Origin of the sequence: Exiguobacterium sp. s163, from assembly GCF_018617135.1 — a bacterium.
Lineage (GTDB): Bacteria > Bacillota > Bacilli > Exiguobacteriales > Exiguobacteriaceae > Exiguobacterium > Exiguobacterium profundum.
This window is the reverse complement of the sequence record NZ_JACSJN010000005.1, coordinates 221,011-243,576: the sequence shown is the minus strand read 5'-3', so window position 1 is coordinate 243,576 and position 22,566 is coordinate 221,011. Positions and strand designations below refer to the sequence as shown.

Below are 22,566 nucleotides of genomic sequence, written 5' to 3'. Positions count from 1 at the left end.
ACCCGAAGCAAGACACATCGTCTTTGCTTGTAGTGAACGGTTTTAGCACATTTAGACCATCCGTAAGAAGGTCTTAGCCTGCTGTTCGAGTGTGGCGGCCGAATCCGCCAGTTTTTCAAACTCACGGACCGTCTGTTCGAGTTGTCCGGAGCTATCTTTGACTTTATGAGAGATGCGTCCGATGCTCGTCGACACGTCATCGATGCGTTTGACGATGCCCTCGATGTTGTTATTCACTTCAGTGATAGAAAGCGAAACTTTGTTCGAAAGATTGCGGACCTCTGTCGCGACGACATTGAAGCCACGTCCATGCTCACCTGCACGTGCCGCCTCGATTGCGGCATTGAGTGCGAGGAGATTGGTTTGGGCAGCGATTTCACGAATCGTTCGGACAATATCCGTGATCGTCTTCGCCTCTTGTTGGAGAGCATGTAAATGCTCTAGGTTTTGAGTCGACTCTTGTTCAATCAGTTTGACGTTTTCGAGTACGTGTTCTCCGTCTTGTTTCCCGATTTGGGACTGGGCAGATAAGTATTCAGACGTCTCTTGAAGATTATTCGCCATGTGGAGTACGTCTTGTTGCCGTGACGTGATATCGGCTGCAATCTTTGAGACGCCGATGACGTTCTGGTGGGCATCATCGAAGATCGGCATGTAGGTCGCCTCTAGCCAGACACTATGACCATCAGCGGCACGTCGTTCAATCTTGTCGTGATAACTCAACCCTTGCATGAGCTTACGCCAAAACAGGTCGTATTGGGGACTGTTCGCGAACTCGGGCAAGCAAAGATCACGATGGGGGCGTCCCATCAGTTCCTTGACTTCGTACCCCATCGTTTTGGCAAAAATCTCATTGACGTAGGCGACACGGCGATTTTCATCAAAGCGAATGATGGCCAGATTGTTTTCGATTGCCCGAACGACGTGCGTGTCGGTGACATGGGTCGTACTAGAGTGCAGTTGCATCCTAACATCCTCCCTATATCAGTTGATTTGTTTGTATTAGGATACCCGATAACTGTCAAAATAAGTATATGATTGTAGCAAAATAAAAAGACCACTTCCAAATGGAAGGGTCAAGGTGTGAGTGTCGCCATGCTTTCATGTAAGTACTCGCCAATCGTGCGCTCGATGTCGCTCTCTGAACGCTCGAGGGCAAGGGAGAGCTCTTTCACCAAAATCGTTTTGGCATTCTCTAAAATTTTACGATCTTGTTCGTATAGCTTTTTGTTCGCTTGAAGCGCCTCGATTTGTCGACGGCTCAATGTATTGACCACTTGGGCAATCTCGTGACGGTTTCCTGAATGCACGACATTCAAAAATTCACGATTGCGGTTGTTGGAATGCGGATTCCATTCCACGCCAGGCGAGCGGAACGACTCTAAAATCTCTGATGCCTCGTCTGCTTCCAGTAACGTCAACATCATCACGTTGTCATTATCGACAGGAATGCTGATTTGCAACTTTTGTGAGTTGTTGATGGGGTGAAGCGTATAGTACGATTTCGTCTCTCCTGCGACCGTTTTGTCCGAAATGTCGTCGATGCGACATACGCCATGGGTCGAGTAGATGATTAAGTCTCCAGTTTTAAACAAGTCGATCACCTCTTCCTTACCTATAAGCATAGTCATTCAGAAGATGAAATGTCAACTCGGTTGACGTTTTGGGTCATGTATGCATATGAAAAACCGTGTCACCATCAAGCTGACACGGTCATAGTTTCCAATCCAAGCGTAGAATGGTTTTCAGTTGTTCAAACGCCTCTTGGCCGATGCTTTCTTGGATCCGTTGCTCAAGTTGTGCTTTGAGCGTCTCGTTTTGCTCATAACAAGTGTGACCGAGCGAGGTCAACTCGATACATTTGTCTTTTCGATTTTGTGGATGGTCTGTCACGAGAACGAGCGCTTTACTTTCGAGGTTCTTGATCAGTTTATGAATCGCTTGTCGAGAAATATGGACACTGCGCGTAACCTCGGCAATCGTTCTTTTCGACTGATAAAGTGTCGCGAGAATATACCATTCCGAGTTCGAGAGTTGGATATCACTTTGTTCATTCCAAGATTGTTCACTCATACGTCGAACTTGATCATTGCGCTCTGACAACAAATCAAGTAGACGGGTTGACGTTGATGGAGTCAAATCAAGTCACTCCTCTTTCATTTCCGGCTTTTAGACGTTCCTAACTATACAAAAGCAACTATACCCCGTCAACGTCAATCTAGAACAAAACGGGGCACATGGCCCCGTTTTGATTAGCAGTGTTTATTTTTGAAGTCGATGACCATAGCGATACTGACGCGATCTCCAACTTTCAAACTCGTAACATCGTCTGCGATTTGAGATATGATCCCAATCCCTTCATGACCGAGCACACGTCCTTGGACATCACTGAAGTCACCCGCGGCGACGTGAAGGTCTGTGTGACACACGCCACAATACTCGACATCGACGAGCGCTTCGCCTGTTTATAATGGAAAGAACGGAATAAAAGTGTTTTATTTTTGAATAGCATTTGTCTGAAAGATGAACTTTTCTCACACAAAGATTTAGGGGAATAGAGATAGAGAAAGTAGACGAAAGGAGTGTTATTTATATGACACGAACAGCGTTATTTCACGCATATAAATCAAAGATTTTGCAGCTATCAAATTTAGAAGAAGAGACGTTGAAAAATGAAGACTTTTTGTTAGACCGTGATGAAAAGAAACAACTTGAGATCTATTACGCACCGTTCGAATACATCAATCCGGATGCGAAAGTCGTCATCGCGGGAATCACGCCAGGCTTGTATCAGATGCGTCAGTCGTTTGAGGCGATTCGTGACATGAAGGATGCGACAGACGAAGAGGCGCTTCGAGCCGTCAAACAGCGTGGCAGTTTTTCCGGTCCGATTCGAAAGAACTTAGTGACGATGCTGGACGATTTGGAGTTACATCATCATCTAGGGATCGAATCCTCCCTCGATTTATTTGGATCAGCGAACCATCTCGTTCAAAATACAGCGGTTCTTCCTTATCCTGTCTTCTATAAAGGCAAGAACTATAACGGATCGAGCCCGGATATGATTCGAACGGAGCTGTTTCGACCATACGTAGAAGGAGTCTTTGCAGAAGAGATGGTCCATCTTCAAAATGCGCTCATCTTACCGATGGGCGTGAACGTGAGGCGAGCCGTGGAATTATTGGTTGAGCGAGGTATTTTGGATCAGGAACGCGTTTTGAGCGGTTTTCCGCATCCATCTGGTGGTAATGGGCATCGCCATCGCATCTTCGCTGAAAATCGAGACGCCATGAAACAACACATTGCTGAACATTTCAAACGACATCCACTCTGAAGCGCACTGCGGTTCTTTTCATGTGAGCACATGAACTGACATCGACTCTTTATTTCGCTAAAATGATACACGGTTGACTCACTCACGAGATGTAGAAAGGATGTCTGCCATGATCACATTGTCGTCCGTCCATAAACGGTATGGACAAGAAATAGCCGTCCGCGATGTATCGCTTCATATTCGAAAAGGGGAGATTTACGGCATCATCGGCGCGAGCGGTGCCGGGAAGTCGACGCTTCTTCGATTGATGAATTTGTTGGAGAAACCGGATGCTGGGAGCGTCACGATCGATGGCGACCAGTTGACCGAACTCTCTAACCGGGAACTACGCAAGAAGCGACATCGGATCGGTATGATTTTTCAACAATTTAATCTTGTTGCGAATAAGAACGTCTTTGATAACGTCCTCGATTCACTGAAGCTTGCCAAACGGCCGAAATCATCATGGGAGACACGCGTGATGGAATGTCTCCGGTTCGTTGGACTCGAAGCGTATCGCGATAAATATCCTTCCCAGTTGAGTGGAGGGCAGAAGCAACGTGTCGCGATCGCAAGGGCACTCGCGAGTGAACCGAGCGTACTCCTCTGCGATGAGCCGACCTCTTCTCTCGACCCGAATACGACCGTAGAAGTGCTGCGTGTCCTCGAGTCGGTCAATGAACAACTCGGTGTCACCGTCGTTCTCGTCACGCATGAGATGGATGTCATCCGTCAAATCTGTCATCGCGTCACCGTCATGGCAGACGGATCCGTTCATGAGACGATTGAGAGGGAGCCGACAGGGGTGATCGCCATCGATCAGAATCCAAGTTGGTTCGTCGGACAGTTGCGAGAGGAAGGTGAAGCGAATGCCTGAAATCTTGGTGCGCTACCAATCAGAGATTTGGCAGTCCATTGCCGAGACGTTCATGATGGTCGGGGTATCGATTCTCGCCGCGATTCTAGTCGGATTGCCGCTAGGCACGTGGCTTTACCTTTCGCGTAAAGGACAATTGTTAGAGAATCAAATCGTCTTCTCCGTCCTTAACCTGGTCGTGAACATCGTCCGGTCTTTCCCGTTCTTGTTACTCGTCGTGTTTTTGATTCCATTTACACGACTCATTATTGGGACTGCCATCGGAACAGCTGCAGCGACCGTGCCGCTCTCCATCATTGCCATTGCGCACTATGCGCGACTCGTCGAACAGTCACTGATTGATGTCCCACGCGGCGTGATCGAAGCGGCACTCTCGATGGGCGCATCGGTGAAAGACATCATCTTTAAGTTTCTTTATGTGGAAGCCCGGTCCGGTCTCGTCCTCGGATTGACCACATCCATCATCAGTTTTATCTCATACTCGACGATTATGGGAGTCGTCGGGGGTGGTGGCATCGGTGACTTTGCCATCCGTTATGGATATCAACAGTTTCAGACAGAACTCATGCTCTATATGATTCTCATCATGCTCGTCTTCGTACAGTTGATTCAATTCACGGGCACGACCGTGGCGCGAATCATCGACAAACGTTAAACAGAAAGTAGGAAATGAATATGAAAAAATTGATGGCACTTCTGGCCTCACTCACACTCGTCCTCGCAGCATGTGGGAACGATACAGAACCACAAACGGAACAGGCAAATGAACCACAGACATTGAAAGTCGCATCACTCATCCCACCGATGACAGATATGCTTGAAATCGCGAAAGAACAGCTCGCGGAAGACGACATCGAACTCGAAATCGTTGTTCTCGGAGACAATGTTCAACCGAACTCGGCACTTGCGGCGAAAGAAGTCGATGCGAACTTCTTCCAACACGTTCCGTACATGGAAGAGTTCAACCGCAGCAACGATGCGAATCTCGTTCCAATCGAACCGATTTATTTCGCAAACTATGGTGTATACGCAAAAAACTATGACAAGATGGAAGACATTCCGGAAGGCGCAACGATTGCGATCGCCAACGACGTATCGAACATCGACCGTTCGCTCTCCCTTCTCGCACAACATGATGTGATCGAGCTTGGAGAGAAGGAGGGCACGTACTATACACAAGCCGATATCACATCGAACCCGAAAAACTTCAAGTTTGAAGAAGTCGACTTGTTGATGCTTGCGCGCGCGTACGATGATGTCGATGCGGTCTTGATGACACCGGCTTACGCGGCACCGCTCGGTTTGACACCGAAGAGTGACGCACTCTTAACAGAGGGTGTCGAGAACGATTTCGCCATTACCCTTGTCGCACGTGAAGACAATCAGGATGACGAAGCGATCCAAAAACTCGGCGAAGCGCTCACAAGTGACGAAGTCCGTGCGTTCTTGCAAGAAAACTATGATGAAACGGCCATTCCGGCGTTTTAATTAATTCCGTAGTCAACGTAAGATATCTTGTTCAAACGAAGCAATGACTTGTTGCACCACGCGTAGATAGTCTTGGTCAGATTGAGCTGACTCGTAAAAGAACCAAATACCGTCTTCATCTGAAGAATGACTGCCCAGCCTTCGTCGTGCGTCGACGTCGATATCATGGGCGGTCATTTTTTGTGGGCTAATTTGTTCTCCCCAATATGTTTGAAAGCCAGTGGGCGGAGCTTGAGCCAATTCGACGATGAACGAGCCACCATGCCGATTGAATTGAAAGGTGACTAAATCAATTCGGTCAGATTGCATGCGCCGAAAGTGAGGAAACGATCCTTGGAATTGATGTGACCGCAAATAAGGAACGACTTCCCGTTTCAAGAAGGCAATCATGTCTTTTCGTTGTTGGGATAGCATGAGAATCTCCTTTAAGTAGTTTAGTTAGAATATATACAAAAATCGAATTGAGCGCATGCTCAACCCGATTTAATTAGTACTCTTCGTATTCTCGCGGGTCTTGGTCATCGATGCAACCATCCTGCTTCGTCAACGCATTGAGCGTCTCCATCTCTTCATCCGTCAATTCGAAGTTGAAGACGTCGAGATTCTCTTTTTGGTGCAACTCGCTAGACGAGCGGGCGAGCGGGATGACACCAAGTTGCACGTGCCAACGCAAGATGACTTGAGACACGCTCTTTCCTTTTTGTTTGGCGAGCTCGGTGATCTTTTCGTCATGGATGACCGTGCGGGCGCGACTGAGCGGGCTCCACGCTTCTGTGATGATGCCGCGTTCTTTATCGGCTTTCCGCTGTTCGACTTGAGAGAAGTACGGGTGTAACTCGATTTGGTTAATGACCGGTGTTTCTCCCGTTTCTTCAATCAAGCGGTCAAGGTGCTCCGGCATGAAGTTCGATACCCCAATAGAGCGGATCCATCCGTTTTTCTTCGCTTGAATCAAGGCACGCCATGCCTCAACGTACTTGTCTTGTTTCGGGTTTGGCCAATGCAAGAGGAACAAATCCCAATAGTCGAGGTTCGCTCGATATAGGGACTCTCGAATCATCTCGAGCGCCTGATCGTAGTCATAATATTGCGCGCGCAGTTTCGATGTTAAGAAAAGTTGTTCACGCGGGATGCCGGATTGGCGAACCGCTTCACCGACCGCGCCTTCATTATCGTAGCGAATCGCCGAATCGATGAGTCGATATCCGTTCCGGATGGCGCACGTGATGGCGTCGACCCCTGCTTCACCTTTTAAATAAACCGTCCCGAGTCCGATGGCCGGAATCTCATAACCGTCATGTAGCTTGATTGTTGGAATACCCATCAAATGCCTCCCCATTCAAAATCCGTTCTCTTCTCCGCTATTCCACTTTCCTTGGAAATGAAACGTTTGAATGTGAGGTCAACGTCGAAACGCTTTGATCAAACCTTCTGCTAAATCGAGAATACACACGATGATGATGGTGAGTAAGACACTCCAGACGCCCCAACGACTGATTGTTTCAAGGTCGGCGTTGATTTGCTCAGCAATCAACGGGAGCGCTTCGGTCGAAATTAGATCGGGTTGCAGCATAATGAGCGCTGTGACGACAATCCATACGATATTGAAGAGCGCGTTCCATAAGGCGAGCGGCTTTGTCCAATGTCGAACCATCCATTTGTAAATGGCGATGGCGATCCCAAAGGCGGCCAGGGCGATGACAAACGGGAAGAATTGATCCAAGACCGACGCATTGAGTAGCGGATAGGATCCACTATCTGTGACAACACGAATCAACTGCTCGGCGTTGACATACAATACGACCATCAGAACGGTGGCGATAAAGTCAAACAAAATCGAACCAAAATAAATCGAGGTCGAACGTGGTTTTACCTTCTTGAGTTGCTCAGGTTTCCAACTAGAGAAAGGCACTTCACCCTCAGGTACAGCACGTTCAATGATGAAGAACGTGAGGGTGATCCAGAATAGCGTCTGAACGACGACATTGAAGATAGCCGCACCAGTTTGAAGGAATGCTTGAATCAAGAATTGACTCCAAGACGTGTCGTCGATGGGATTGGTCAAATAACCGATGATCGAGAGAATGGTGACAACCGTGACGGCAATCGGTAAGACGATTTTAATGATGTTCACGTACTGTGTGAAGAGAGCAGGACCGATGAGATAAAGTGGTCGGTTCGCGTAGCGAGCAGCGAGGATTTGAGGGTCGCCGAGTTGGCGCAATGCTTCAAATAAAGCCGCTTCAGACGAGTCATTTCCAGTCATGTCATCAATGGTCGATTCCAATTCGAGTGCGACGTCTTGCCGCATCGACTCTGGGATTCGAGAGGTGACTTCATCGATATACACATCACGAAGATTCATGATCGTTTCCTCCTTCAATTAGACGGGTCAATGTTTTCGACATGTTCATCCATTCCACGTACAACTCATTCAAAATATCCATTCCGTCTGGGCTGAGCACATAGTACTTGCGAGGTCGACTCTCCGTCGTGTCCCAGGAACTCGTGACGAGTCCTTGTTTTTCCAGTCGACGCAAGAGCGGGTAAAGCGTACTTTGATCAATGTTGATATCGGCATCTAGCAGTGCTTGAACGAGAGAATAGCCGTATTGGGGTGTCTTCAACTGACTGAGCACCGCAATCGTCAACGTGCCGCGCCGCAACTCCGTCACCAACGAGGCTTTTACATCAGACATTTTTTCGCCTCCTTCATTCGTTTATCTTTATACTATATATCATACACTATAAGTTATCATACATCAATGTGAATAAAAAACGTTGAGTCATTTCCTGATTTTGGGATAATAAAGAGGAGGTGATGTTGATGAAGTGGTGGTGGATGGTTGGCGGTGTGGTGATCGCCAGTTTATTGACGATCAATGCACAATGGTATGGGAATGCGGCGACGTTTGGGGTACCGATTGGCTGGATCATCATGCTGCTAGTCTTGGCACAGTTTCGAAAGCCGACATCGACTCCGTGGGCGGTGTCGGTCGGAGTGATGAGTATTGTGGTGGCGATTTTGCTCTCGATTCCGAACTACTCGTTAGCTGAGGCAGAAGAGACGTTGAACAAAACGTACAATGACGTGACGTACATGGAGAGCGTTCCGACGACCGGAGGAGAATGGAATCCATTCTCTCCTCGAGTGGGCTATCGATTTGAGACGGGGAGCGGAGACTCGATTTTATTCATCCCGGACTCGGGGAAGACGTTTGAACTGTAAAAAAGACTCGCTCTCATGATAGAGGGCGAGTCTTTGTGTTAGTTGCGAATCATGTAGTCGAAGGCGCCGAGTGCGGCTGTCGCACCAGAACCCATCGAGATGATGATTTGTTTGTAGGCGCTGTTCGTGCAGTCTCCCGCTGCGAAAACACCTGGGACGTTCGTTGCGCCATGACGGTCGACGACGATTTCCCCGAAGTTGTTGCGTTCGACCGAGTCGAGCCAGTCCGTGTTCGGGACGAGACCGATTTGGACGAAGACGCCTTCTAATTCGACATGATGTGACTCGTTCGTCTCACGAGACACATACGAGATGCCGTTCACTTTGTCCGTACCCGTGATTTCTGTCGTCTGAGCGTTCGTGATGACAGTCACGTTCGGGAGGCTGTGGAGACGGTCTTGTAGCACTTGGTCGGCCTTGAGTTCAGGAGCGAACTCGAGCACCGTTACGTGCTTGACAATCCCTGCGAGGTCGATAGCTGCTTCAATCCCGGAGTTACCGCCACCGATGACCGCGACACGTTTCCCTTCAAAGAGAGGACCGTCACAGTGCGGGCAGTAAGCGACCCCTTTGTTTTTGAACTCCGCCTCACCTGGGACGTTGACGTTACGCCAGCGTGCACCAGTCGAGAGGATGACGCTCTTACTCTTCAAGACTGCGCCGTTCTCGAGTTCGATCTCGACGAGGTCCTTTTTCTCAAGACGCTTCGCGCGTTGGAGGTTCATGACGTCGATGCCGTACTCTTTGACGTGCTCTTCAAGACTTGCGACAAGCTTTGGACCTTCTGTATAAGCGGTACCGATGAAGTTCTCAATCCCCATCGTGTCCATCACTTGGCCACCGAAGCGCTCCGCAATGATTCCGGTACGGATTCCTTTACGAGCCGCATATACGGCCGCACTCGCACCAGCTGGACCGCCACCGACGACGAGGACGTCGTACGGGTCTTTGTCCGAGAATGCAGAGGCGTCAGGACCTGTACCGAGTTTCGCCAAGATTTCTTCGAGTGACATCCGACCGTTACCGAACGATTCTCCGTTTAAGAAGACCGTCGGGACAGCCATGATCTCTTTTGCTTCCACTTCATCCTTGAACGCGGCTCCATCGATCATCGTGTGCGTGATGTTCGGATTGAGGACGCTCATGACGTTTAGCGCTTGCACGACGTCAGGACAGTTGTGGCAGCTGAGACTGATGTACGACTCGAAGTGATATGTGCCTTCGATATTTTGAATTTGTTTGATTGTATCCGCATCGACTTTCGGCGCGCGCCCGCTCACTTGGAGGAGGGCGAGGACAAGTGATGTGAACTCATGTCCGAGTGGAATCCCCGCGAAGACGATTCCTGTCTCTTCGGATGGACGATTCACGCTGAAGCTCGGTGTACGCTCGAGCGTCGCGCGTTCGACCGAGATGCGTGATGACATGCTGGCGAGTTCGTTGACGAGCTCGAGCATCTCGTTTGAGACTTTGTCTTCCCCAGCGCTTACACGGAGGACGACATCGCCCTCCATGAGCTGAAGATATTGGTCGAGCTGTTGTTTAATCGCTGCTTCTAACATGCAATCGCTCCTTACAATTTACCGACGAGGTCAAGGCTTGGGCGGAGTGTTTCAGAACCCTCTTCCCATTTCGCTGGGCAGACTTCGCCTGGATTGTTGCGTACGTATTGTGCTGCTTTGACTTTGTTGACGAGCGTGCTCGCGTCACGGCCGATGCCGCCAGCGTTGATCTCGACAGTTTGGATGACACCGTCTGGGTCGATGATGAACGTACCACGGTCTGCGAGGCCGTCTTCTTCGTTCAAGACGTCGAAGTTGCGTGAGATGACGTGTGATGGGTCACCGATCATGATGTACTCGATCTTTCCGATTTTCTCAGATGTTTCGTGCCAAGCTTTATGTGTGAAGTGTGTGTCTGTTGAAACAGAGTATACTTCTACACCGAGGTTTTTAAGTGTAGCGTACTCGTTTTGAAGGTCTTCAAGTTCAGTTGGGCAGACGAATGTGAAGTCAGCTGGGTAGAAGCAAACAACGCTCCATTTACCTTTGAGGTCGTTCTCTGTAACTTCGAGGAATTCACCTGTTTGGAATGCTTGTGCTTTGAATGGTAGTACTTCTTTGCCGATTAATGACATGGGTTATGTCCTCCTTGTTTTTTACTCTAGCGTTTCTATCTCGACTAGAATAATTATAATGTAATACTAACTTCATATAACGAGCTGGAATTGTCAAGGCGTTTGCATGCTTGGAAATGTGTTGAAATAACTCATAATTATTTATGATTAGCTTAATATCAATGAAGAAAACGATTACAATGAGGTTGTATTTTCTTTCGACAAGTAGTATCTTTACAAAATATTAAATGAGTCACAAACTTGTTTGAAAGATGGAGAGCAGATCGTGATTATCATTTACAGACAGGGGATTTATGATGAAATATAGAGTCCATTCTCATCGATTCGGTGAGACGATATTGAAGAACGATGAAGAGTTCAAGGAGATTTGGACAGAGATTCATGACATCATTCAGTCAATCAGCGACGACGACATCATCAAAACATTTAATGAAAAATATGCTAAAAAGAACAAGAGTCTATCAAAGGCTTTGAATGAACTATTCAGACTGGAGTTTTTGAGAAGAGGATGGATGAGCGAGAGTCCGATTTTTCAGGATCGTGACTATTCGGAGAATGTGTGGCGTCTTGATTTCGCTAAAGACAATATCTCACTAGAAGTCGGATTCAACCATGCAGGTACAATCGCTTGGAACTTATTGAAACCGGTCATCGCAAGCGAACTGAACCATGTCGAAAAGGCAATTCAAACACGGATTGGGGTCATCATCTGTGCGACTCAGCGTTTGCAGAGAGCCGGCAACTTCGATGGAGCCATTGGGACGTATGAGAAATATGTGCACCATTTGAAGCCGTTAAACACGCAACTCACCGTACCGATCGTCATTATCGGACTTGAAGCACCTGATACATTCAAAATCGTTGAATATTTAAATGAAAAAGGCGAAAAAAGAGGTCGCGTAGAGGAATTCTACGCGAACCTGCTTGTCGATGAAACGACTGAGAACTATCATGAACCGATGTTCGATGAAGATTTAGACTGATGTACTTTTAATCTCAGCCACTTCGTATGTGTCGGTTTTGCTTGGCCATATCAACAAAATGTGTGATTGTATAAATCACATGATCGAAATCATCATTGACCTGGTGTTCCCAAAATCGAAGGATGATCCAACCTTCCTCTACATAATGTTGTGTGACGTCGGCATCGCGTTCGATGTTACGTCCGATCTTTTGACGCCAAAAATCGGCATTCGTCTTCGGCAATTTGAAGTGGAGGGGACAGCCGTGCCAATAGCAAGAATCCAGAAATACGACGATGCGTAATCCCGGGAACGAGATGTCGGGCGTCCCGTAAAGTTTGCGATTGTTTTTGCGGTACCGATATCCGGCCGCCCACAGCGCTTTTCTGACTTTGACTTCCATCTTCGTATCTTTCCCACGGTTTCCGCTCATCGTCTTGAACACGGCTGGACTCGATGCTTTCGGTACGTTTCTGGCCATACCTCTCACCTCCCTCTACTAGGAAGATTCCACTGTAGGGGGAGAAGTACTCATGTTAAGCGTCTAGAATCTGCTGAATGTAGTTTCGATCTAACCAAAACGCCTGCTTTGTGATCCATTGTCCATCGGGGAGGCGGACTTTGTCATCTCCATCCGCACCTTTTGAACGTACATGTGCGACTCGGTTGAATTTTGGTCCGGGCAGGTTATTCTTTACTCTATTTTTCATAGGTATCAGCTCAACCCCTTCTCTGACGATTTTTCGAGCCTCGGACCACATCTCATATAGTTCGCCATCGATTGTCTCGAGTGGCATGTTCCAGAGTCGAATGCCTACAAAGCGAGGGATTCGCTTTTTCTTCGGGACGTATTCTTCGTCATATTGAAATTCTAAGAAAAGATATTTCTGTTCTGCGAATGTGTCATATAGGTCTGAATCTTCCCAGTCGCTTTGGCATAGGTTTTCAAAATTGACCTTGCCGAACGACATATGTTCGCGAATCTTTCCGTCAGGTTCGCGTGCGACCGTTTTGAACTTGATGTTTGCCTTCGCAAATTCTTCGATACCGGAAAGATCTGTCTTTTGCACTCCTAACAGTTTGGCCATGACATGAGGAATCATCGCCTTGTTTCTAGGGTTGTATGGAACTTTCGTTTCTTCACATAAATCAATCAGTGTCTTGCCATAGTGTGCTGAGAGTCGGGTTTCGAGAAGTTCCTCGATAGACATTTCGTTTAACTCACCTTGGTTCGCGATAGATTCCATTAGTTCCGGTGTTAAATATTTTCGAACCAATCCGGACATATAGGATGCTTTCAAAGAGAAGGCACGCGGTTTGGCAGGTTCATCTGAGAAGGGTTGAGCACGTACAATCGAACCGTTCGCCCCTTTTGTACAGGCGGACAGATACATCGTATCTGCCTCCGAAATGAGATGAGCCTCTCCACTCTTGATTTTGGTAACGATTGTTTCCCAATCTTGTCGCATCACGGCTAAATCTTCCTCCGAGAACTCGTTTAAGAAGGCCTTATAGATACGGTAGTCATCCATTGGAATCTCAGGCTCATATTGATAGAGCATGATGAGCATACTTGTGGCTTTCGATAAAAAGCTTGAAGTTTCAAACGAGTATCTATGCTCGCTATGGTAATCAATCATATTCAAGACGAGTCGTTCTTTTGAAGAATATGTACCATTTTTGTTTTTCTTGAAAGGAGTGACCTTTAACTCGATACCAAGTTCCTCAAAGTCTGGTCGGGCATCTGAATTGATTGGGTATCCGAAGTGGCTCTCTTCAATGATGTGACCGAGTGATCCCTTGGAACGAACATTTTTAATCCGTCCGGTCGTATCAATCTCGCCGAATGTCTTGCCCTCAGCCTCTCTTGCCTTATCCATTAATTCTTGAATCGTTTCGTAACGCAATCGAATACCTCCTATAAATTTACATATGTAAGATGAGTATAACGTAGTTGTTGATCCCATTCACCTTTTCTGTTAAACTAATTTCATCGAGCTAGTTCGGTTGTGATAGGACCTAAAATAGCGTAAATTTAAGATAGAAAATACGAAAGGGTGTTCCCATTGATTAAAGTAGTTGAGTTATTTGCCGGTGTAGGAGGTTTCCGCATCGCGCTTGAAGGAATCAAAGATGTGAATGCCGAGCCTACATCTGACAAATTCGATGTGGTTTGGGGCAATCAGTGGGAGCCGGCGACGAAGGTACAACCGGCCTTTGATTGCTATGCTGAACGTTTTAAAGGGCGTGGCCAACACGTAAATGAGGATATCGCGCTGTCATGGATGGAAGCAGGACCACACCATTTACTTGTGGGGGGCTTCCCGTGCCAAGACTATAGCGTGTCACGTAGCTTGAAGAATGAGCAAGGGATTCAAGGGAAGAAGGGTGTCTTGTTCTGGGAAATCATGAATATCATCGAACAGGAAAAGCCGCCTTACGTCTTACTCGAGAATGTCGATCGCCTAATGAAGTCACCTGCGAAGCAAAGAGGGCGTGACTTCAGTGTCATGCTTCGTGCGTTTGCCGATCAAGGATATACGGTCGAGTGGCGGGTTATCAATGCAGCAGACTATGGGTTTGCGCAACGCCGCCGCCGCATCTTCATCTTTGCGACGCGAGCAGATTTGAAGCATTCAACCCGAGCGGGGAAAGCGAACCCTGAGCAGTGGTTGTTGAAAGACGGATTCTTTGCACCGACTTTCCCGGTCATGGAGATGACGAGCGAGAAGCATCCAGGTTCGACGTTCGAGTTGCCGAAAGACATCGTTGAAATCTCGGACACATTCTCTGCGACTTATCGAAATGCGGGTGTCATGACGGGGGATCAAGTGACGACGCTTGAGACGCTCCCGGTTCGCGAAACACCTAAGACGCTCGGTCAAGTCGTTCGAGAGGTCTATGAGCAGTTTGGTCCTGCTCCGGAACACTATTATCTGGATACAGAGAAGGTTAAAAAATCTGGACGTACGGAAAAAGAGGAATTGGCTTACATGAAGGGGCCGAAAAAAATCGAACGTACTTCTGCGAGCGGTCACGTCTATGTCTATGCTGAAGGAGGCATGTCCTATCCGGATTCGCTAGACCTTCCAGGTAGAACGATGTTGACGAGCGAAGGAACGTGCAACCGTTCAAGCCATGTCATCGAAGATCCGCATACGAAGAAATTGCGCTATTTGCGTCCAGAAGAATGTGAAGGATTGAATGGCTTCCCATACGGATGGACCGCGACCATGACAGACCGCAAGCGATATTTCACGATGGGGAATGCTCTCGTCGTCGGGTTGATTGAGCGGATGGGCCATCGAATTGCGGAGATTCATGAACAAGAGGATGAGCAGAGCTTGTTGCATGAAGTGAAACAGATGCAGTTGCTGGGGACGTACAATAACTTTAAATGATAAATAAAGACTGTAGACAAATTACGAAGCTACAGTCTTTTTTGTTTGAGCAAACAAGGCTATAAGGTTCGCGAACTCTTGTGTAATCATTTCTTGACCATCAGTCAATCCCACCTACAATATACAGATAGTGTAAAAAGAATATGAAAGAGCAGATTATTACATTTGGAGTTCGAGAAACGTTATTGAGGCTACTATTTACTTTGCAATGCGGGAATAAATGATAGACCGAACAAACTTCTCATAAAATACCGGAATAGATTTTCTGTCCTATACCTAGTGAGACGTGAGATGAGGATTAAACATTTGTTTAAAAATGAAGGGAAATCAAATTGAGAACAGAAATCAATGTCGAGAAGTTTGAGTAATTTGTGAAATTTGATTTACTTATTATACGATTTGTCTTTGAAATAATTTAAGAAAAGTTGTGTCAAGTCACCCAGTTTGTCATATGGATGAAAGGAAGCCTAAACGACCTATGAGAAATGAATCTGATTTTCATCTTATCGATTTGAAGCCCTCTTACTACACGAGTCAGACGGACATAGCGCGTAACTTCTATGAGCCTATCCTATCGGCGGCCATTTCTTACAATCGCGTGAGCGGGTATTTCAGCGGGAAGGCGCTCTCACACTATACGAGGGGCATCCAGGGTCTGATTGAGAACGGTGGACGCATGCGCCTCATCATCTCCGAGGAAATATCAGAGGAAGATTTCAATAATATTAACAAGGGATATCAGATGAGGGAATCACTGGAGCAGGACCTGCTGGACCGGCTCGGGGAACGACTGTCGCTCCGAGATGAAATGAACTTCGCGAATCTGGCCTACCTCATCGCGAACGGTTATGCAGACATACGGGTCGGGTTCATCAAATCCGGGCTGTTCCATTCTAAGTTCGGGCTCGTAGAGGACGCCGTGGGAAACATCATCTATTTTACGGGTTCCAACAACGAGACGAGGGCGGCTATCGAACACAACTATGAGTCGTTCGACGTCACAGGCTCCTGGCTCTGCTCGGACTTTGACAGACAAAAGATAGACAAGGCAATCGATGAGTTTGATGCATTGTGGGAGGACAAATCAGGCGGTTATGGCATTAGGGTAAAGTCCTTCGAGGAACTGGTACTTAAAAAAATTTTGAGACGTGACAGGGGGAGGATTATCTTGGACAAGGAGATGTTATTGGATGACGTGCTCGTATTGACAATCGACAAAGGGGTGCTCGTCGTCCATGATCGTGTTGAACCAGGAAAGATACGGCCGAACGAGCGCACGTTCACGAGTAAGCTCGTGCCGTTCTGTAAGAACGAAGGGTATCCGCATTTCCGTGACGACCTGACCTATGTCGAAATCAAGACGGTCATCCGTCATCTCGAGCGCCTCGGAGGTCGCCGGGACTTCGAGGTCGTCGTGACCGAACAGTTGCGCCAACATCTAGGTGATCAGGAGTATATGATTGAGGAGCGAGCGGAGTATGCGCGACTGCTTAAGTCACTCGACGAGAAGGTGAGCACGAAGTTCGAGGCGTTCGCTGAAGTGGTGGACCGTGAACTTGTCCGAAGCTTGCGAGAGATGCAGATGCGTTCGGCCTTCTATATGGTGGAGATGAAGAAGGCCGCCAACTTCTCTGTCCCAGGTGCAGGGAAAACCTCGATGGTCTATGGGGCATACGCCTTCCTCTCGTCAGAGGAACAACAGAAGGTGGAGCGGCTGGTCGTCATCGGACCGAAAAATACCTTCATCTCGTGGAAAGATGAGTTCAAGGCCAATTTTGGGGAGAAACGGGACATGAGAGTGCTCGACATTCATGAATCAGTGGCTCCACTGCTTTCCTTGAAAACTGATGCGCATCTTTATAATCTAATCCTGATTAACTATGAGTCGCTCGGCAAGTATGAGCGAGTCCTCATGGATGTTATTGACTCGAAGACAATGCTCGTGTATGACGAGGTGCACAAGATTAAAGGATTAAGTAGCGTGCGCGCGAAAGCCGCCAAGTCGATTGCGCCATACGCAGGATACAAATTTGTCCTGACCGGGACGCCTATACCGAACACGTATGCAGACATCTACAACTTCTTGAATATCCTTTATGGCGAGGAATATAAATCATTCTTCAATTTCAAACCCCATGAGTTGAAGGAACCGAGCGAGACGAAGGTTCAGGAGGTGAACAGGAAACTTGCACCATTCTTTTGGCGAACGAACAAGCGAGAGCTCGGAGTACCACCTGCAGATGCCGATCTAATTTACAAGATTGTCGCCGATGACACGGAGCAAAGAATTATCAATCTTCTCTACCAAAAATATCGTGGTAATCCCTTCAGTCTGTATATTCGACTGATTCAGGCGGGTTCTAGACCTGAGCTCCTCCTACGCAACATCGATATCGTCGAAATGTTCGGCGAAGACAGGGACTCTATCCCACTCCTTGACGAGGAAGCGCCAGTACAGGTTACGTTGAATTCCGAAGAGGTGAATTTGCTCATGTCGGTCCGCGAGACCCGAAAATTCCGATGCGCCATCGAAACTGTCGCCACACTACGTGAGGAAGGCAAAACCGCCGTGGTCTGGTGTATGTTCGTTCATACAATCGACAGGGTACATGAGGAGCTCATGTCGCGAGGGATAAATTCGGCCGTCATATACGGAGGTACCCCGCAGGAGGAGCGGGAGCGGCTCATCAAGGCGTTCCAGAATCACGAGTTCGACGTTATCGTCACGAACCCCCACACACTGGCCGAGTCCGTTTCCCTCCACCATGTTTGCCATGATGCGGTCTACCTTGAATATTCGTTCAATCTGACTCATATGCTTCAATCGAGGGACCGTATCCATCGCCTCGGTCTCCCGCAAGGACAATACACTCGCTATCATTATATGATGCTCGAAGGACAACCCGACCAACAAAACACGGTGGATGAAAAGATATATATCCGATTGAAAGAAAAGGAAAAACAGATGATGGAGGCCATTGAGAATGGTGACCTCCGCCCCGAGCCGAATGTGGACTATGATGAAATAGTGGCCCTGTTCGATTAAGGTCGCATCAAACGAAGAAGGCTCTACCATAACGGTAGAGCCTTTTACCTGTCCTCGCAAAGAGGGAGAGTGCATCAGAATTTTGGTTGACCATAGCGAAAAAAGGATAGGGCAGGGCTGTCAATCGAACAAAAACAATAGTAAAATATAGGTAAAAGAGTTGTAGTGTTCTAAAATTAAGACCCTGTTCTATGATTTTCGGTATTGTATATAGAATCTTAGAGACGATTTTCACACGATTAATGATGAGAGGGGGATATATGTTGGACCATAAGAAAACTGGAGCGAGCGAATCGGGCACGTTCGACTATGAACAAGGTATATTTGGGATCATCGATCTTTTGGAGCGGTTCGACATCGAGGTCACACCAGCCGATGCCGTTGCTCTCCTGAAAAAAGGGATATTCATTGACGACCTTCTTTCAAAGAAAGGAAAATCGCTACCAGGTGTCCCGGTGAGTGTTAGACGTGCCTTGATTGTCCTTCAATCTGTGATGGGTGACAAGGAGATTAAAGATATGTGCAAGACGAGGACGCTGTATCATCTTCTCTTGCCAGAGACAGAGCTATTGGTCTCTGATATAAGATTGATGATGGAGGCGGGACTCACATATGAAGATCTCCAAGGGCTCGATTTCGAATCCTTCGAGGAAGTCACAGGTGGCGGAAGAAGACAGAGTGTGTATGGGCGAGTCATGAGGGCGTACAATATCTTCGAGGGATATAAGCTCGCATTGATTTCCGTATATGAGAACGTCACAAACGTTGATTCTATAAAAGAAGATAAGGTAGATACTAAGAAAGGGGATAAGACACATGCCGTTACGGCTACGGCAAGAAAAAAACACAGGAAAGGACTTGTCCATTTCTTTTATCAGACTATGTACGACCGACTCGCCGACGTTTTCTCAATCGAAGACATTATGAGCGAAATCGATAGCACTGGTTCTGAGGTCACGGACCTTCTCGAGGAGTTGTCAAACTCCACCTTTCTAACCCCGACACAGGATGGGCTCTTCAAAAAAAGGACGAGAATGCTCAAGTCGATTCTTTCGTCGGAACTACCATACATGGATTTGTTGAGGCAAAGGTTGGAGAAGGGACTCACTCCCCATGAGATTGCTCGCTTAAGTGGGATTCAGCCAAGATTTGTCATAAGGAAGTTGAGGGAGGCTCTCGACATGATTCCCGTCACGTCTGTAAAGGAAGGGAAAAGATATCTTAAGCGATTCGTTCGCTTCGATATACCAGAAGACATATTCGTGGAGGTGTTCGCCGAACCCCCCATGGTACATCGCTTCCTGGCATTGAAGGTTCGTATGGGGAGCGATGACGTCATGGACCTTTATAACAGGTTGGACGATGTCCAGCGGTACAGGTTCAGGTCATATCTCTCAGTCATCGTCGGACGTGACGGTAGCATCTCCCCTGCCACGAAGACGAACGTGTTTGAACATGTCCTTTGGCTACATCGTGATGACACAGCGAGACCTATCCGAAAGTGGAAAGATATTTATGATCGGTATATTCTCGAAGAGTTTGATGTGAGGACCGTCGACAGGCTGCTAGCAGACGTCAAATCACTTTCAGCCATCGCATCACGTTCGAACATCATCATACCGTCCGCTGGAAGACGTCTCCGATTCTATGACTGCTCGATGATGACGCAGAGACGCCTTCAGAAGTTAAGGGGACTGCTCCGGCTCGAGCCAGGATTCTACAGTACGGAACACATCTTCCGCCTCTCGCCTGACTTGATGGACGAACTCGACTGTAAGGACCACGAGGAACTGCATTATATCATCCGTAAGTATATCGAGATGTCGAACGTCACTCCTGGGCGCCAACCGGAAATCGCAATCGGGAAGATGGGGAAAACGGAATGGTTGAAAAAGATGATTAGACAGAACGCGCCAATTGGTTTAGATGCGTTCGTCATGCTCGTCCAGCGCCGTTTCGGCCTCTCTCCAATATCCGTGAAGCAGGTGCTCCGCCGTGAACTCCCAGACTATCTCGCGCCCGACGGGACAATAGGTCACAGCATGTCCTTGCTCACGAAGAGGGAGGCGGCGTGGTTCTCGAGGCGTCTCACCAAAGAAGTCTATACCCATGAAGAGCTGGAGCAGGCGTTCAATCATATCGAGAACTTTACTTCCCGTTACCTGAACAGCGGAGCACTCGAGAAGGTCGGATTCGTCAACCGTGGGGGACTCGTCGTCCGCGCGGGGTACCCGAGCGCGGAAGCCTATTTCCAGGAGCTCTTGACCCGTGAGGACTTCTTCAGTGTCCCTTCTTCACCTGCCTTCAAGACGGTCCCGTTCAAACGTGTCATCAAGAGGCTAGAGGACGGCCATGACATCTTCCGCTTCGACGACAATACCTATATCCATATCGCAAGACTGCGCAAGATTGGTATTAACAAGGGGATGGTCAGAGGGTTCATGCGACAGGTGGTCGATGCCGCCACAGGGGTGGGGACTGGCTACTTCACTTTCGCATCCATCCGTGAGTTTCTGGATTCCCCGATCCTCGAGCTCGGGCTAGAAGACATCTTCTTCGAGGGGCTGCTTCACACACAGCCGCGGCTCAGTTCCATCAGGACGGGCAACGGGGACATCTTCTACATCGGTCGCGACAAGAGGACGTTCGGCCGATTCTTGCTCGAGCTGCTGCCTGAGACGGACGGGGTCGATGTGAACACGATACGCGAGGAAATTTTAGAAACATATCATCTGGAGTTCGACAGGAACGCCATCGTCTCGAACGTTCGTGGGAGGGGTGGGTACTTCTCCCCGGACACAGGAAAACTTTACAGGGGCAAGGAGCTGTTCCTAAACAGTATATTCAAATCATGAGAAACAGTGGAGGGATAAGACATGATGGCAGAACCAAATACAGACAAAGTTAATTTGAGAGGACGAATCGGGAAGGACATCTCGAAGACGGAACAGAAGCGGAAGCTCACGCTCAAAGGGGAAACCCGCGTCTTCGACGTTTATCAGATCCCGCTCGAGCACCTAGTCTACAACAAGCGTAACGGACGCATCATCAGCTGGATGAACCGACTCGAGTCAGACGGGAAGGACATCGGTCTTCTCACCAAGGAGGAGTACAATGAACAGGTCGAGGACATGATTGTCCGCTCGAACACGGCCGCGCTTGAGAAGACGAAGAACAACATCAAGAACTTCGGACAACGAGTTGCCGGGGTCGTCCTGAACAACGGGACAATCGTGGACGGAAACCGTCGCTTCACCTGTCTGCGCCATTTGAAGAGGGACCATGGGATGGACGTCTTCTTCGAGGCCATCATCCTGGACCCGGCCGAAGGGCTCTCCGACATCGACATCAAACGGCTCGAGCTCAACCTTCAGCATGGCGAGGAGCGCCCCGTTGACTACAATCCAATCGACAACCTCGTGGATGTCTACAATGACATCGTCGTCAACAAGTACTTCACCGTTCAAGAGTATGCCTTGAACACGAACAAGAGACCGGCAGAGGTCAGAAAGATGGTCGACAAGGCAGAACTCATGGTCGAATACCTCGACTTTATCAATGCCAGCGGAAAATTCTACCTCGCCCGGGAGATGGACCTGGACGGCCCGCTCCAAGAGATGGTCGGCATCCTCAAAAAAGAGGAGGATGATGAGGAGGAGCACACGCGTGTGAAGGATGCCCTCTTCGCGGCACTCAGTGTCTCGAAGGACAAAGACCTCACCCGATACATCCGGAGGATTGGGAGTGACATCTTGAAGGGAGGGAACCGCGAGGACTTCCTAGAGGAGTTCGAAGATGTCGTGGACGATGTCCATGATACGTTCCAAGAAAAAGAGGGTATCGATCTGGACTCCTATCGTCAAGCAATCAAAGAGCTCGAGGGGACGAGGGATGAGGCCGCATCTATTGTTAGCCGTCGGGCCGAGGAGACGGCGATATTACGTGCGAAAATGAAGCCGCTAGATGCGATGAATACTGCTCTGAAGTCGCTTGAAACGATTGACATGGATCATGTTGGGAGATTCGATGGGAAGACGAAAGAAGAGTTTGTTCGACTCATGGTACAGATGAGAGAAAGATTGTCTGCCTATGAAGGAAGACTCTGAAATGAGA

The 22,566-nt window shown here is 48.1% G+C and carries 21 protein-coding genes and 1 pseudogene; 10 read left to right on the top strand and 12 right to left on the bottom strand.

Annotated elements, in window-relative coordinates:
• Window positions 1-51: 51 nt before the first annotated feature.
• From KNO71_RS13820 to KNO71_RS13805, 4 genes and pseudogenes are all read right to left on the bottom strand, one after another.
• Window positions 52-966 (bottom strand): methyl-accepting chemotaxis protein, encoded by a 915-nt coding sequence (locus KNO71_RS13820; protein ID WP_214684956.1) that lies wholly within the window; start codon window positions 964-966, stop codon window positions 52-54.
• 110 nt (window positions 967-1,076) lie between these two features.
• Window positions 1,077-1,604 (bottom strand): CarD family transcriptional regulator, encoded by a 528-nt coding sequence (locus tag KNO71_RS13815; RefSeq protein WP_143180210.1) that lies wholly within the window; start codon window positions 1,602-1,604, stop codon window positions 1,077-1,079.
• 109 nt (window positions 1,605-1,713) lie between these two features.
• Window positions 1,714-2,139, bottom strand: coding sequence for a MarR family winged helix-turn-helix transcriptional regulator (locus KNO71_RS13810; RefSeq protein WP_214684958.1), 426 nt, complete (start codon window positions 2,137-2,139; stop codon window positions 1,714-1,716).
• 113 nt (window positions 2,140-2,252) lie between these two features.
• Window positions 2,253-2,465, bottom strand: a pseudogene (locus KNO71_RS13805) (alcohol dehydrogenase catalytic domain-containing protein); the annotation flags it as partial.
• Window positions 2,466-2,593: 128 nt separating this feature from the next.
• Between KNO71_RS13805 and KNO71_RS13800 the strand changes: the two are divergent.
• The 4 genes from KNO71_RS13800 (at window position 2,594) to KNO71_RS13785 (ending at window position 5,678) form a co-directional block, all read left to right on the top strand.
• Window positions 2,594-3,334: a hypothetical protein gene (locus KNO71_RS13800; protein WP_214689005.1), complete on the top strand. Its 741-nt coding sequence runs from the start codon at window positions 2,594-2,596 to the stop codon at window positions 3,332-3,334.
• A 109-nt stretch (window positions 3,335-3,443) separates the two neighbouring features.
• The gene (locus KNO71_RS13795) at window positions 3,444-4,190 is read left to right on the top strand and encodes a methionine ABC transporter ATP-binding protein (protein ID WP_214689003.1); all 747 of its coding nucleotides are present in this window, start codon (window positions 3,444-3,446) and stop codon (window positions 4,188-4,190) included.
• On the top strand, window positions 4,183-4,845 hold the full coding sequence (locus KNO71_RS13790; protein WP_214689001.1) for a methionine ABC transporter permease: 663 nt from the start codon (window positions 4,183-4,185) through the stop codon (window positions 4,843-4,845). Before KNO71_RS13795 ends, KNO71_RS13790 begins: the two co-directional genes overlap by 8 nt.
• A gap of 20 nt (window positions 4,846-4,865) precedes the next feature.
• Window positions 4,866-5,678, top strand: a complete 813-nt coding sequence (locus tag KNO71_RS13785) for a MetQ/NlpA family ABC transporter substrate-binding protein (protein ID WP_214688999.1) — start codon at window positions 4,866-4,868, stop codon at window positions 5,676-5,678.
• Between the two features lie 12 nt (window positions 5,679-5,690).
• Here KNO71_RS13785 and KNO71_RS13780 read toward each other — a convergent pair whose 3' ends face one another.
• The 4 genes from KNO71_RS13780 to KNO71_RS13765 all read right to left on the bottom strand — a co-directional run bounded on the left by KNO71_RS13780 (window position 5,691) and on the right by KNO71_RS13765 (window position 8,377).
• Window positions 5,691-6,092: a DUF4304 domain-containing protein gene (locus tag KNO71_RS13780; RefSeq protein ID WP_053001391.1), complete on the bottom strand. Its 402-nt coding sequence runs from the start codon at window positions 6,090-6,092 to the stop codon at window positions 5,691-5,693.
• 73 nt (window positions 6,093-6,165) lie between these two features.
• Window positions 6,166-7,002, bottom strand: coding sequence for an aldo/keto reductase (locus tag KNO71_RS13775; protein WP_214688997.1), 837 nt, complete (start codon window positions 7,000-7,002; stop codon window positions 6,166-6,168).
• Window positions 7,003-7,080: 78 nt separating this feature from the next.
• Window positions 7,081-8,043: an HAAS signaling domain-containing protein gene (locus tag KNO71_RS13770; RefSeq protein ID WP_214688995.1), complete on the bottom strand. Its 963-nt coding sequence runs from the start codon at window positions 8,041-8,043 to the stop codon at window positions 7,081-7,083.
• Window positions 8,030-8,377 carry a PadR family transcriptional regulator gene (locus KNO71_RS13765; RefSeq protein WP_015880292.1) on the bottom strand — a complete coding sequence of 116 codons (348 nt, stop codon included), beginning with the start codon at window positions 8,375-8,377 and terminating at the stop codon, window positions 8,030-8,032. Before KNO71_RS13765 ends, KNO71_RS13770 begins: the two co-directional genes overlap by 14 nt.
• A gap of 128 nt (window positions 8,378-8,505) precedes the next feature.
• Between KNO71_RS13765 and KNO71_RS13760 the strand changes: the two genes are divergently transcribed.
• The gene (locus tag KNO71_RS13760) at window positions 8,506-8,907 is read left to right on the top strand and encodes a hypothetical protein (RefSeq protein WP_214688993.1); all 402 of its coding nucleotides are present in this window, start codon (window positions 8,506-8,508) and stop codon (window positions 8,905-8,907) included.
• A gap of 38 nt (window positions 8,908-8,945) precedes the next feature.
• Here KNO71_RS13760 and ahpF read toward each other — a convergent pair whose 3' ends face one another.
• The gene (gene ahpF, locus KNO71_RS13755) at window positions 8,946-10,469 is read right to left on the bottom strand and encodes an alkyl hydroperoxide reductase subunit F (protein WP_047795758.1); all 1,524 of its coding nucleotides are present in this window, start codon (window positions 10,467-10,469) and stop codon (window positions 8,946-8,948) included.
• Window positions 10,470-10,480: 11 nt separating this feature from the next.
• Window positions 10,481-11,044 (bottom strand): alkyl hydroperoxide reductase subunit C, encoded by a 564-nt coding sequence (ahpC, locus tag KNO71_RS13750; RefSeq protein WP_015880295.1) that lies wholly within the window; start codon window positions 11,042-11,044, stop codon window positions 10,481-10,483.
• 296 nt (window positions 11,045-11,340) lie between these two features.
• Between ahpC and KNO71_RS13745 the strand changes: the two genes are divergently transcribed.
• Entirely contained in the window at window positions 11,341-12,027 is a 687-nt protein-coding gene (locus KNO71_RS13745) for a BglII/BstYI family type II restriction endonuclease (protein ID WP_214688991.1), read from the top strand.
• Window positions 12,028-12,040: 13 nt separating this feature from the next.
• On the opposite strand, the gene KNO71_RS13740 is transcribed toward KNO71_RS13745, so the two are convergent.
• Together KNO71_RS13740 and KNO71_RS13735 are read right to left on the bottom strand one after the other, a co-directional pair.
• The gene (locus tag KNO71_RS13740) at window positions 12,041-12,487 is read right to left on the bottom strand and encodes a very short patch repair endonuclease (RefSeq protein ID WP_214688990.1); all 447 of its coding nucleotides are present in this window, start codon (window positions 12,485-12,487) and stop codon (window positions 12,041-12,043) included.
• 55 nt (window positions 12,488-12,542) lie between these two features.
• Window positions 12,543-13,913 carry a Sau3AI family type II restriction endonuclease gene (locus tag KNO71_RS13735; RefSeq protein ID WP_214688988.1) on the bottom strand — a complete coding sequence of 457 codons (1,371 nt, stop codon included), beginning with the start codon at window positions 13,911-13,913 and terminating at the stop codon, window positions 12,543-12,545.
• A 159-nt stretch (window positions 13,914-14,072) separates the two neighbouring features.
• Here KNO71_RS13735 and dcm point away from each other — a divergent pair, with 159 nt between their 5' ends.
• The 4 genes from dcm (at window position 14,073) to KNO71_RS13715 (ending at window position 22,559) form a co-directional block, all read left to right on the top strand.
• Window positions 14,073-15,407, top strand: a complete 1,335-nt coding sequence (gene dcm / locus KNO71_RS13730; RefSeq protein ID WP_031424193.1) for a DNA (cytosine-5-)-methyltransferase — start codon at window positions 14,073-14,075, stop codon at window positions 15,405-15,407.
• 478 nt (window positions 15,408-15,885) lie between these two features.
• On the top strand, window positions 15,886-18,453 hold the full coding sequence (locus tag KNO71_RS13725) for an SNF2-related protein (protein ID WP_214688986.1): 2,568 nt from the start codon (window positions 15,886-15,888) through the stop codon (window positions 18,451-18,453).
• A gap of 263 nt (window positions 18,454-18,716) precedes the next feature.
• Window positions 18,717-21,308 (top strand): hypothetical protein, encoded by a 2,592-nt coding sequence (locus KNO71_RS13720; protein ID WP_214688984.1) that lies wholly within the window; start codon window positions 18,717-18,719, stop codon window positions 21,306-21,308.
• A gap of 21 nt (window positions 21,309-21,329) precedes the next feature.
• Entirely contained in the window at window positions 21,330-22,559 is a 1,230-nt protein-coding gene (locus KNO71_RS13715) for a hypothetical protein (RefSeq protein WP_214688982.1), read from the top strand.
• The last annotated feature ends 7 nt before the right edge of the window (window positions 22,560-22,566 follow it).

Coding starts and splice junctions, on each gene's coding strand:
- KNO71_RS13820 (WP_214684956.1), bottom strand. CDS start 966: ATGCAACTGCACTCTAGTACGACCCATGTCACCGACACGCACGTCGTT.
- KNO71_RS13800 (WP_214689005.1), top strand. CDS start 2,594: ATGACACGAACAGCGTTATTTCACGCATATAAATCAAAGATTTTGCAG.
- KNO71_RS13795 (WP_214689003.1), top strand. CDS start 3,444: ATGATCACATTGTCGTCCGTCCATAAACGGTATGGACAAGAAATAGCC.
- KNO71_RS13790 (WP_214689001.1), top strand. CDS start 4,183: ATGCCTGAAATCTTGGTGCGCTACCAATCAGAGATTTGGCAGTCCATT.
- KNO71_RS13785 (WP_214688999.1), top strand. CDS start 4,866: ATGAAAAAATTGATGGCACTTCTGGCCTCACTCACACTCGTCCTCGCA.
- KNO71_RS13780 (WP_053001391.1), bottom strand. CDS start 6,092: ATGCTATCCCAACAACGAAAAGACATGATTGCCTTCTTGAAACGGGAA.
- KNO71_RS13775 (WP_214688997.1), bottom strand. CDS start 7,002: ATGGGTATTCCAACAATCAAGCTACATGACGGTTATGAGATTCCGGCC.
- KNO71_RS13770 (WP_214688995.1), bottom strand. CDS start 8,043: ATGAATCTTCGTGATGTGTATATCGATGAAGTCACCTCTCGAATCCCA.
- KNO71_RS13765 (WP_015880292.1), bottom strand. CDS start 8,377: ATGTCTGATGTAAAAGCCTCGTTGGTGACGGAGTTGCGGCGCGGCACG.
- KNO71_RS13760 (WP_214688993.1), top strand. CDS start 8,506: ATGAAGTGGTGGTGGATGGTTGGCGGTGTGGTGATCGCCAGTTTATTG.
- ahpF (WP_047795758.1), bottom strand. CDS start 10,469: ATGTTAGAAGCAGCGATTAAACAACAGCTCGACCAATATCTTCAGCTC.
- ahpC (WP_015880295.1), bottom strand. CDS start 11,044: ATGTCATTAATCGGCAAAGAAGTACTACCATTCAAAGCACAAGCATTC.
- KNO71_RS13745 (WP_214688991.1), top strand. CDS start 11,341: ATGAAATATAGAGTCCATTCTCATCGATTCGGTGAGACGATATTGAAG.
- KNO71_RS13740 (WP_214688990.1), bottom strand. CDS start 12,487: ATGGCCAGAAACGTACCGAAAGCATCGAGTCCAGCCGTGTTCAAGACG.
- KNO71_RS13725 (WP_214688986.1), top strand. CDS start 15,886: ATGAGAAATGAATCTGATTTTCATCTTATCGATTTGAAGCCCTCTTAC.
- KNO71_RS13715 (WP_214688982.1), top strand. CDS start 21,330: ATGATGGCAGAACCAAATACAGACAAAGTTAATTTGAGAGGACGAATC.